Source organism: Bradyrhizobium sp. DOA1 (assembly GCF_001593325.1).
GTDB lineage: Bacteria > Pseudomonadota > Alphaproteobacteria > Rhizobiales > Xanthobacteraceae > Bradyrhizobium.
In genome coordinates this window covers 4,281,273-4,292,374 of sequence record NZ_JXJM01000001.1, presented here as the reverse complement: position 1 = coordinate 4,292,374, position 11,102 = coordinate 4,281,273, and the positions used below count along the sequence as shown (strand labels likewise).

The window sequence follows — 11,102 nt, the reverse complement described above, 5'->3', positions numbered from 1 at the left end:
GCCGTTACTCCGCGGCTTCGGCCGGCACGATGCGGCGGGACTGCCGCGCCTGTGCGTCATAGGCCTTCTGCCAGTCCGACGGACCGTTCGAGGGCGAGACCTGCACCGCCGTCACCTTGTATTCCGGGCAGTTGGTGGCCCAGTCCGAATAGTCGGTCGTGATGACGTTGGCCTGCGTGTCCGGATGGTGGAAGGTGGTGTAGACGACGCCGGGCGCGACGCGGTCGGTGATCTCGGCGCGCAGCGTGGTCTCGCCGGCGCGGCTCTTCAGGCGGACCCAGTCGCCATCGCGCACGCCGCGCTGCTCGGCATCGTGCGGGTGGATCTCCAGCCGGTCCTCCGCATGCCAGACCACGTTGTCGGTGCGCCTTGTCTGCGCGCCGACATTGTACTGGCTGAGGATGCGGCCCGTGGTGAGCAGCAGCGGATAGCGCGGGCCCGTGCGCTCGTCGGTCGCGACATATTCGGTGACGACGAACTTGCCCTTGCCGCGGACGAAGCCGTCGATATGCATCACCGGCGTGCCCTCGGGCGCTTTGTCGTTGCAGGGCCACTGCACCGAGCCGAGCTCGTCGAGCTTGGCATAGGAGACGCCGGCGAAGGTCGGCGTCAGCGCCGCGATCTCGTCCATGATCTCGGAGGGGTGGCTGTAGTTCATCTCGAAACCCATCGCCTTGGCAAGGCCGATGGTGACCTCCCAGTCGGCCATGCCGTTCTTCGGCGTCATCACCTTGCGCACGCGCTGGATGCGGCGCTCGGCATTTGTGAAGGTGCCGTCCTTCTCCAGGAAGCTCGAGCCGGGCAGGAAGACGTGAGCATAGTTCGCGGTCTCGTTCAGGAAGAGATCATGAACGATGACGCATTCCATCGCCGACAGTGCCGCCACGACGTGGCTGGTGTTGGGGTCGGACTGCAGGATGTCCTCGCCCTGCACGTAGATACCCATGAAGGTACCGTCGACCGCGGCATCGAACATGTTCGGGATGCGCAGGCCGGGCTCGGGGTTGAGCTTGACGTTCCACAGCGCCTCGAATTGGTCGCGCACGGCATCGCCGGAGATGTGACGGTAGCCCGGCAGCTCGTGTGGGAACGAGCCCATGTCGCAGGAGCCCTGCACGTTATTCTGGCCGCGCAGCGGATTCACACCGACGCCGGGCCGGCCGATATTGCCCGTGGCCATCGCGAGATTGGCGATCGCGATCACGGTGGTCGAGCCCTGGCTGTGCTCGGTGACACCGAGGCCGTAATAGATCGCGCCATTGCCGCCGGTGGCGTAGATGCGGGCCGCCTCGCGCAGATCGTTCGGGTTGACGCCGGTGAGGATGGCGGTGGCTTCCGGGCTGTTGTTGGGTTGAGCGACGAAGGCCGCCCATTCCTCGAACTCGCTCCAGTCGCAGCGCTCGCGCACGAAGGCTTCGTTGACGAGACCCTCGGTGACGATGACATGCGCGATCGCGGTCATGACCGCGACGTTAGTGCCGGGCATCAGGGGCAGGTGCAGCGCCTTCACATGCGGCGATTCCACCATCTCGGTGCGGCGCGGATCGATCACGATCAGCTTGGCGCCCTGGCGCAGCCGCTTCTTCAGGCGAGAGGCGAACACAGGGTGGGCCGAAGCGGGATTGGCGCCGATGACGACCACGACATCGGTGTCCTCCACCGAGTCGAAATCCTGCGTGCCGGCGGAGGTGCCGAAGGTGGTGGCGAGGCCATAGCCGGTCGGGGAGTGGCAGACGCGGGCGCAGGTGTCGACATTGTTGTTGCCGAAGCCGGCGCGGATCAGCTTCTGCACCAGATAGGTCTCCTCGTTGGTGCAGCGGGACGAGGTGATGCCGCCGATGGCGTCGCGGCCGTACTTCTTCTGGATGCCGCGCATCCTGGCGGCGGCAAACGAGAACGCTTCGTCCCAGGACACTTCCTTCCAGGGATCCTCGATCCGCTCGCGGATCATCGGCTTGAGAATGCGTTCCTTGTGGTTGGTGTAACCCCAGGCGAAACGGCCCTTGACGCAGGAATGGCCGCGATTGGCCTTGCCATCCTTGTAGGGCACCATGCGCACCACTTCCTCGCCGCGCATCTCGGCCTTGAAGGCGCAGCCGACGCCGCAATACGCGCAGGTGGTGACGACGGAGTGCTCAGGCTGGCCGATCTCGATCACCGACTTCTCCGTCAGCGTCGCGGTCGGGCAGGCCTGCACGCAGGCGCCGCAGGAGACGCATTCGGAGCCGAGGAAGCTCTCGCTCATGCCGGGCGAGACCCGACTGTCGAAGCCGCGGCCCGAGATCGTGAGCGCGAAGGTGCCTTGCACCTCCTCGCAGGCGCGGACGCAGCGCAAGCAGACGATGCACTTGGAGGGATCGTAGGTGAAGTACGGGTTGGACTCGTCCTTCGGCATCCAGTGGTCGTTGTCGCAGCCGTGGGATTTGGCGAAGACGTGGTTCTCGCCTTCATAGCCGTAGCGCACGTCGCGCAGGCCCACCGCGCCGGCCATGTCTTGCAATTCGCAATCGCCATTGGCGCCGCAGGTGAGGCAGTCGAGCGGATGGTCGGAGATGTAGAGCTCCATCACACCCTTGCGCAGCTTCTTGAGCCGCTCGGTCTGGGTGTGGACGACGAGGCCGTTCATCACAGGCGTGGTGCAGGACGCCGGCGTACCGGCGCGGCCCTCGATCTCGACCAAGCAGAGCCGGCAGGAGCCGAATGCGTCGACCATGTCGGTGGCGCACAGCTTTGGAATCTGGTGGCCCGCGTCCATCGCGGCCCGCATGATCGAGGTGCCCTCGGGCACCGTGACCGTGTTGCCGTCGATGATCAGCGTCACCATCGTTTCCGATTTGGAGGCCGGCGTGCCGTAGTCGATTTCTTCGATCAGAGACATCGTCGTTCTCCTATTCCGCGGCCTGAAGCGTGGTCGGCGTCGGCACGAAGTCCTCCCGGAAGTGCCTCAATGCACTGAGCACGGGGTAGGGCGTGAAGCCGCCGAGCGCACAGAGCGAGCCGAATTTCATGGTGTTGCAGAGGTCTTCCACGAGCGCGAGATTTTCATGGACGCGCTCGCCGTTGATGATCTTCTCGATGGTCTCGACGCCGCGGGTCGAGCCGATCCGGCACGGCGTGCACTTGCCGCAGGATTCGACGGCGCAGAACTCCATCGCGAAGCGTGCCTGCTTGCGCATGTCGACGCTGTCGTCGAACACGACGATGCCGCCATGGCCGATCAGGCCGTCGCGCGCCGCGAAGGCCTCGTAGTCGAACGGCGTGTCGAACAGGGCGCGGGGGAAATAGGCGCCGAGCGGCCCGCCGACCTGCACGGCGCGAACCGGGCGGCCGGTGAACGTGCCGCCGCCGATGTCGTCGACGAGTTCGCCCAGCGTCACGCCGAACGCGGTCTCGAACAGGCCGCCGTAGCGGATGTTGCCGGCGAGCTGGATCGGCATCGTGCCGCGGGATCGGCCCATGCCGAAATCGGCATAGGCCTTGGCGCCCTCGGCGAGAATGAAGGGAACGGCCGCGAACGACAGCACGTTGTTGATGACGGTCGGCTTACCGAACAGGCCGTGATGGGCGGGCAGCGGCGGCTTGGCGCGCACGATGCCGCGGCGGCCTTCGAGGCTCTCCAGCAGCGAGGTCTCCTCGCCGCAGATATAGGCGCCGGCGCCGACGCGCACCTCGAGATCAAACCCCTGCTTCGAGCCGCCGATATTGCTGCCGAGATAGCCGCCGCGCCTGGCCGCTGCGATCGCGGCGTTCATCGCCTCGACGGCGTGCGGATATTCGCTGCGGATGTAGATGTAGCCTTTGGTCGCGCCGACGGTGAGGCCGGCGATCGTCATGCCCTCGATCACCAGGAAGGGATCGCCCTCCATGATCATGCGGTCGGCGAAGGTGCCGCTGTCGCCCTCGTCGGCGTTGCAGACGATGAACTTGCGGTCGGCCTTGGCTTGCGTGACCGTCTTCCACTTGATGCCGGTCGGGAAGCCCGCGCCGCCGCGGCCGCGCAGGCCCGATGCCGTGACTTCGCTAAGGGTCGCATCCGAGCCGAGCGACAGGGCGCGCTCCAGGCCCTTGTAGCCGCCATGGGCGCGGTAGTCGTCGAGCGAGCGCGGATCGATCACGCCGCAGCGGGCGAAGGTGAGGCGGGTCTGGCGCTTCAGCCAGGGGATTTCGTCGGTCGCGCCCAGCCGCAACAGATGCGGCGTGTTGCTGGCGAGCGCATCGAGCAGCGAGGGCACGTCCGCCTCGGTGACGGGCCCGAAGGCGATCCGGCCCTGCGGCGTTGCGACCTCGACCAGCGGCTCCAGCCAGTATAGGCCGCGCGAGCCGGTCCTGACGATCTCGACGGATACGCCGCGCTTGGCAGCAGCCTGCTCCAGCGCCAGCGCGACCTCGTCGGCGCCGACGGCCACCGCACCTGCATCGCGTGAAACGAATACACGCATGCTCATCGCTGCGCCTCCGCAACCAGCGCATCGAGGCGCTTCTGATCGAGCCGGCCAATCAGGCGGCCGTCGAGCATCGCGGACGGCGCGGTCGCGCACAGGCCGAGGCAGTAAATCGGCTCCAGCGTGACGCGATCGTCCGCCGTGGTGTTGCCGAGCGTGACGCCGAGCTTGGCCTCGGCGCGCGCCGCCAGCGCGTCACCGCCCGCAGCCTGACAGGCTTCCGCGCGGCAGAGCTTCAGCACGTGGCGGCCGGCCGGCTTGTGCCTGAAGTCATGATAGAACGTGAAGACGCCGTGCACTTCGGCGCGGGACAGATTGAGCGCCTGCGCCACCATGGGAATGGCGGCCTCCGGCACGTAGCCGAACGCCTCCTGAAGCGCATGCAGGATGACGAGCGTTGCGCCTTCCTGCTGTGCGTGTTCGGCGATGATTTCGGCACCGCGCGCTTCGTCCCAAGGCTCGTAACGAGACTCGTAGGTGGCTGTCATTCTTCGTTCTCAACTTGAGCGTTCCTTGCCTCAAACTATTTGGAATCATTCGAAGATCAATAAAGCTGTCCCGTGCTGCGATTGCGAATTCATATTGATCTGCAAGTCCGATGAGACGATTTGAGAATGCAATAATGAGGCTTTGGCCCGGTGTTTTCAGGTGTTGGCCGGAGGCGGGCGTGCTAGCGTGCACGCCACGATGGAGTGCGAGGGGACGACCGGTTGATCGACAAGCTTGAATTATTGCTGGCGCTGGCGAAGGAGCGGCATTTCGGACGCGCGGCGGAGGCCTGCGGCGTGACGCAGCCGACGATGTCGACCGGGCTCAAGCAGCTCGAGGAGATCCTCGGCGTGATGCTGGTCCAGCGCGGCTCCCGCTTCCAGGGTTTTACGCCGGAAGGCGAGCGTGCGCTCGACTGGGCGCGGCGGATCGTGGGCGATGCCCGCGCGATGCGCGACGAGATCAACGGGCTGAAGCATCAGCTCTCCGGCGAGATCCGCATCGCGGCGATCCCGACCGTGCTCGGCATGGTTGCCGCGCTGACGACGCCGTTCCGCGCCCGGCATCCCGATGTGCGTTTCAGCATCCGCTCGACAACCTCATCAGAGGTGCTCGGGCTGCTCGAAAATCTCGAGGTCGATGCGGGGCTGACCTATATCGAGAACGAGCCGATCGGCAAGGTGCGCACCATCCCGCTCTACAACGAGAGCTACCGCCTGCTGACCGCGCCGGATGGGATGTTCGGCGATCGCGAGACGGTGACCTGGACCGAGGTCGGGCAGGTGCCGCTGTGCCTGCTGACGCCCGACATGCAGAACCGCCGCATCATCGACCGCGCGCTGCGCTCGGTCGGCGCGGAGGCGACACCGACGCTGACCTCGAACTCGCTGCTGGTGCTGTTCACGCACGTCAAGACCGGGCGCTGGGCGAGCGTGATGCCGGCCAAGCTCGCCGAAACGCTCGGCCTGTCCGATACGGTGCGCTCGATCCCGATCGTCGATCCCGAGGTCAATTACAGCATCGGCCTCGTGATCCCGCAGCGCGATCCCATGACGCCCCTGATCGCGGCGCTGGTCAATGTCGCGCGCGAAGTGGCGCCGACGCTGCAGCTGTAGGCTAGAGCGGCAGGGCCTGAGCAAGCGCCTCGTCCTTCGAGACGCGCTCCGTTGGAGCGCTCCTCAGGATGAGGCTCCGTCATATCCGTGTTCGCTGAAGCAGTTGCTGCTTACTCGGTCCTCATCCTGAGGAGCCCGCGCAGCGGGCGTCTCGAAGGATGGCCGCAGGTGAGCTTCGTCCTAGGCCGCCGCCGGTATCCCGGCCGCCGCCTTTACCGCGTCGCGCGGCAGCGTCACGCGCACCACCGTTCCGACTTCGAGCTTGGAGCGCAGACGCATCGAGCCGCCGTGGAGCTGCGCCAGCGAGCGGGCGATGGCGAGGCCGAGGCCCGAGCCGTGATAGGTCTTGGTGAGCTGGCTCTCGACCTGCTCGAACGGGCGGCCGAGCCGCGCCAGCGAATGCGGCGCGATACCGATGCCGGTGTCGGCGATCATCAGCACGATCTTGTCGTCGAGCTGCCGGCTGCGCACCACGACGCGGCCGCCGTCGGGCGTGAACTTCACCGCGTTGGAGAGCAGGTTGACGATGATCTGCTTGGTGGCGCGGCGGTCGGCGACAACGGCGATGGGTTTGGCGATGTCGGCATCCAGCGTCAAGTGCTTGTCCTGCGCCCGTCCGGTAACGACTCGCAAGGATTCCGCCAGCGTCCGGGACAGATCCAGCTCTTCCAGGTCAAGCTTCATGCGGCCGGCCTCGATCTTGGACATGTCGAGGATGTCGTTGATGACCTCGAGCAGGTAATGGCCGCTGGTCAGGATGTCCTGGCAGTATTCCTGGTACTTCTCGCTGCCGAGCTCGCCGAACATGCCCGAGCCCATGATCTCGGAGAAGCCGATGATGGCGTTGAGCGGCGTGCGCAGCTCGTGGCTCATATTGGCGAGGAATTTCGACTTGGTCTGGTTGGCTTCCTCGGCGCGGGTCTTCTCGCGCTGGTACTTTTCGGCGAGGTCGGCGAGCTCGACCGCCTGGCGCTCCAGCGCGGCCTGCGAGCGCTTGAGGTCGATCACGGTGGCGCGCAGGCGCAGATCGTTGTCGACCAGCTTCTGCTCGTGCTCCTTGATGCGCGTGATGTCGGTGCCGACCGAGACGTAGCCGCCGTCCTTGGTGCGCCGCTCGCTGATGTGCAGCCAGCTGCCGTCGTCGAGCTGTGCCTCGAAGGTGCGCGCGCCGGGGCCCTGGGCCGCGGTCTCGTTGTGGCGCGTGCGCACCTCGGGCATGCGGCCGACCTCGAGCACGGTCTCGTAGGAGGTGCCGGGGATCACGGCGGTGTCCGGCAGCTTGTGCAGGCGCTGGAAGTGCGAGTTGCAGAGGACGAGGCGGTCGCTGGCGTCCCACAGCACGAAGGCTTCCGGAATGGTCTCGATCGCGTCGCGCAGGCGAAGATCGGCTTCCACCGTCTTCTCGGCGAGGCTCTTCTGCTCGGTGATGTCGACCGCGATGCCGATCAGGTGCACGCTGGAATCAGTGGCACCACGGGTCTTCTCGCAGCGGACGCGCAGCCAGATCCAGTGGCCGTCGACATGCTGCATGCGGAAGGTCTGGTCGATGTGGTCGATCTTCTCGGAGATGAGCTGGTCGGCGATCTCGAACAGATCGATGTCGTCGGATTTCACCAGCGCGTTGACCTCGCCGAAGGTGAGGAGCTCGTTGCGGCCGTCGAGGCCGAGCATCGAGAACATCGACTGCGACCAGAAGATCCGGCCGCGGGACAGGTCCCAGTCCCACAGGCCGCAGCGGCCGCGGTTGAGCGCGGTGTCGATGCGGCCGCGCACGGCGTCGTTGATGAGGTCGCCTTCGCGGGCGCGGGTCGACTGCCAGTGGAAGGCGAAGCCCAGGATCAGGACGACGAAGCCGGTCGTCGCCGACAAGGTCACCGAGAGCGCGGCGTCCGAGCCCCAGATCGGCTCGTTGCGCTCCTGGATCACGGTGATGAAGCCGGGCAGCGACTTGATCTGGCGCGAGGTCGCCATTGCGGCGTTGCCGTTCGGCAGTGTCATGTCGGAGACGTTGGCGTCGCGCGGCGGCGCCGCGACCAGTTGCGCCGTCGTGATCGCATCGAGCAGGCGGTCGTTGCCGACGGGGTCGTTGTCGATCGGGACGCGGGCGAGGATCCGGCGGTCGATGCCGGCCGAGGTGACGATGACGTGGCGGCCCGAGGCGGTGCCCCAGGACGGAATGAGATCGGGCAGCAGCGTCGGCAGGCTCTCGATGGTCTTGAGCCGCTCCTGTCGCACGGAGGTGAGGCGGTCGATCCGTTCGGCGAGCAGGTCGGCGAGCGCCGAGATGTCGTGCCGGATCACCATGCGCTTCTGACGCGTCTGGTCGACGACCTGCACGAACGCGCCGAGGCAGATCGTGATCAGGAACGCGATGATGAGCGTCGGCACCGCGCGGCGCAGCGCCGGCTCCGCGATCAGTAGCCGGTGATAGGCAGGTTTCGCGATCGATTGCGCCAATCCTTTGATCGAATCGGATTGGACGCACGCGTTCGCGGCGTCTGCACGCGACATGCCTTCGGCCCCCTGAAAACGAGTTTCGAAAGCAGCCCCACGTCGCTTTCGAATCACATCGATTTGAATCCAGTTTTCGCGGGCTGTCGAGAGTCAACGAATCGTTAACGCGAAATTATTCTTATCCAATGCGCAGTTTGTGCAGCGCGCGTCCGCAAACTCACGGGCGTGAGGAGTCCGAAACGAGAACGTGACTCCAGGACGCGCCCGGTCACGCACGCGGCGGCTCGGCGTGGCTGATGACGCGCTTCACGCTCGGGAACGCGCGGCGCAACGCGCGTTCGATCGCGTCGACTTGCTCGTGCACCTTGATCACGCTCATCGACGGCGCGGCGCGGCAATGGAAATTGACGATCTCGCCGGCGTCGGTATTGCGGACGCGCACATTATGGATGTCGTGGATCTCGCCCTCGCCGGCAAATTCGGCGAGCGCAGCGGCGATGATCTGCACGCGTTCCGCCGGAGCGTCGATGCCGAACGGCAGTTCCGGTTCCAGCGGCTCGATATGGACGTCGACCTCGACGTCCTCGAACTCCTCCTTGATGTTGCGCTCCAGCGTGTTGGCGACGTCGTGGGCCGAATCGAGCCGCATCTCGCCGTCGACCTCGAGGTCGATGCTGACGATCAGCTTGGCACCGAGATCGTGCACCGTGACGTGGTGGATGGCGAGGCCGGAATTGCGCGCGATCACCATGATGCGGTCGCGCACGGTCTCGTTGTTGCGCGCAACGGGAACGGCCGTGAAGGTGAGGTCGGCGTCGCCAAATGTCTTGCTGACGGCAAGCTCGGCCGCATGCTTGATCTCCTCGACGCGGTCGATCGGATAGGTCCGCGGCACCTTCGCAATGGTGTCGATGAACGTGGTCGCCCCGACCATGCGCACGCGCAGCCGCTCGACGTCGATCACCCCGGGCACACTGCGGATCGCGGCCGTGGCCTTCTCATGGGCGCCCTCCGGCGCGCGGTCGACCAGGGTCTGCACGGTCGAGCCGGCCATGCGCAGGCCGAGCGCCGCGATCATCACGGCGACGGCGGCGGCGGCGGCCGCGTCGCCCCACCAGAAGCCGAGCCCGGCGAGGATCAGACCGACGATCACCGCGCAGGAGCCCATGACGTCGGAAGCGAAATGCAGCGCATCGGCCGCCAGCGCTTGGCTCCGCGTCGCGCGCGCGGCGCGATGCAGCGCGCGGGCGCGCCAAAGGTTTACCGCGATGTCGATCACCAGCACCACGAAGGGCACCGCCGAGATCGTCGGCGGCGGGCTTCCCTCGCTGAGCCGGCTATAGGCCTCGACCAGGATGCCGCCGGCGAGCACGTAGAGCAGGGCGGTGACCCCCAGCGCGGAAACGCTCTCGAGCTTGCCGTGGCCGTAATGGTGCTCCTCGTCGGCCGGCTTGTCGGACACCCGCACCACCGCCCAGGTGATGATGGTCGCAACCAGGTCGATCGCGGAATGCAGGGCCTCGGAGATCAGCGCCAGCGAGCCGATCGCGATCCCGACCACGAACTTGGCCGCCGCCATGCCGCCGCTGGCGAAGATCGAGATCGCGGCGACCGAGGTCTTGTTGTGCTGGGAAGTCATGGCGGGGATTTAGCAGCCCATGGGTGAACATCAAGCGACGATCCACAGCTGTAGTCGCAAGTGAGTTGCAGGAGCGAAGCTATTGCGAATGCTTCTGAATTGAATGCTGCCGCTGGCTCGGTCTCGTAGGGTGGGCAAAGGCGCGTAGCGCCGTGCCCACCAGCAGGTGTCTCCTGATCCGCCGCCTATGGTGGGCACGCTTCGGTTTGCCCACCCTCCAAGATCGGGGGTATTTGGACGCGGAGCGCCGCCTACGGCACCGTCACCACGATCTTCCCCAGATGCTTGTTCGCCTCCATGTGCTCGAACGCCTGGTCGATCTGGTCGAACGGATAAACCTTGTCGATCGGCAGTTGCAATTTGCGCGATTCCACCGCGCCCCAGATGTCCTTGCGGACCTCCTCGAAGATCTCGCGGACCTCCTCGATGGTGCGGGTGCGGAAGGTGACGCCGACATAGTCGATGCGGCGCGCGGCGTGCAGGTCGAAGTTGAAGTCGGCATGGGTGCCGCCGAGCCGGCCGACATTGACGATGCGGCCCTTCACCTTGGTCGCGGCGAGGTTCTGGCTCGCGACCTTGCCTGAGACCTGGTCGACGATGAGATCCACGCCTTCGCCGTTCGTTGCCTTCAGGACGTCGTCGACCCATTTCGGATCGGAGCTGTCGACGGCGAGATCGGCGCCGTATTCTTTCAGCCGGCCGCGGCGAGTGGCGTCGGTCGACGAGCCGATCACGAGCTTTGCGCCCTTGAGCCTCGCGATCTGCATCGCCATCAGGCCGACGCCGGAACTGGCGCCCTGGATCAGCACGCTTTGTCCCGGCTGCACGCCGCCGACGGTGACGACAGCATTGTGCATGGTCGCGAGCGCGACGGGCAGGGTGGCGGCCTCCTCGAAATTCATGTTCGAGGGCGCGTGGAACAGCCGGCCGTGATCAGCCAGCGTGTACTCGGCGAAGGCGGCG

7 protein-coding genes are annotated in these 11,102 nt (G+C 66.1%); 1 reads left to right on the top strand and 6 read right to left on the bottom strand.

Features of this window, described 5'->3' with window-relative positions; all coding sequences use genetic code 11:
- Window positions 1–4: 4 nt before the first annotated feature.
- From fdhF to SE91_RS20205, 3 genes are read right to left on the bottom strand one after another with little or no spacing between them, the layout of a single operon-like run.
- Window positions 5–2,878 (bottom strand): formate dehydrogenase subunit alpha, encoded by a 2,874-nt coding sequence (gene fdhF, locus SE91_RS20215; protein WP_061848839.1) that lies wholly within the window; start codon window positions 2,876–2,878, stop codon window positions 5–7.
- Between the two features lie 10 nt (window positions 2,879–2,888).
- Window positions 2,889–4,445, bottom strand: coding sequence for a formate dehydrogenase beta subunit (locus tag SE91_RS20210; RefSeq protein ID WP_061848838.1), 1,557 nt, complete (start codon window positions 4,443–4,445; stop codon window positions 2,889–2,891).
- Window positions 4,442–4,930, bottom strand: a complete 489-nt coding sequence (locus SE91_RS20205) for a formate dehydrogenase subunit gamma (protein ID WP_061848837.1) — start codon at window positions 4,928–4,930, stop codon at window positions 4,442–4,444. The genes SE91_RS20210 and SE91_RS20205 overlap by 4 nt, the downstream gene beginning before the upstream one ends.
- A 222-nt stretch (window positions 4,931–5,152) precedes the next feature.
- On the opposite strand from SE91_RS20205, the gene SE91_RS20200 reads away from it, so the two are divergent.
- Window positions 5,153–6,046, top strand: a complete 894-nt coding sequence (locus SE91_RS20200) for a LysR family transcriptional regulator (RefSeq protein WP_060735584.1) — start codon at window positions 5,153–5,155, stop codon at window positions 6,044–6,046.
- Between the two features lie 180 nt (window positions 6,047–6,226).
- Here the strand turns inward: SE91_RS20200 and SE91_RS20195 are convergent, their stop codons facing one another.
- The 3 genes from SE91_RS20195 to SE91_RS20185 all read right to left on the bottom strand — a co-directional run.
- The gene (locus tag SE91_RS20195) at window positions 6,227–8,557 is read right to left on the bottom strand and encodes a PAS domain-containing sensor histidine kinase (RefSeq protein ID WP_061848836.1); all 2,331 of its coding nucleotides are present in this window, start codon (window positions 8,555–8,557) and stop codon (window positions 6,227–6,229) included.
- A gap of 211 nt (window positions 8,558–8,768) precedes the next feature.
- On the bottom strand, window positions 8,769–10,139 hold the full coding sequence (locus SE91_RS20190) for a cation-efflux pump (RefSeq protein WP_061848835.1): 1,371 nt from the start codon (window positions 10,137–10,139) through the stop codon (window positions 8,769–8,771).
- Between the two features lie 251 nt (window positions 10,140–10,390).
- A partial coding sequence (locus tag SE91_RS20185; protein WP_061848834.1) for a quinone oxidoreductase family protein occupies window positions 10,391–11,102 on the bottom strand: 712 nt, incomplete at its 5' end.

Bases quoted from the DNA above. Each gene is read 5' to 3' on its own strand.
- fdhF (WP_061848839.1), bottom strand. From the start codon at position 2,878: ATGTCTCTGATCGAAGAAATCGACTACGGCACGCCGGCCTCCAAATCG.
- SE91_RS20210 (WP_061848838.1), bottom strand. From the start codon at position 4,445: ATGAGCATGCGTGTATTCGTTTCACGCGATGCAGGTGCGGTGGCCGTC.
- SE91_RS20205 (WP_061848837.1), bottom strand. From the start codon at position 4,930: ATGACAGCCACCTACGAGTCTCGTTACGAGCCTTGGGACGAAGCGCGC.
- SE91_RS20195 (WP_061848836.1), bottom strand. From the start codon at position 8,557: ATGTCGCGTGCAGACGCCGCGAACGCGTGCGTCCAATCCGATTCGATC.
- SE91_RS20190 (WP_061848835.1), bottom strand. From the start codon at position 10,139: ATGACTTCCCAGCACAACAAGACCTCGGTCGCCGCGATCTCGATCTTC.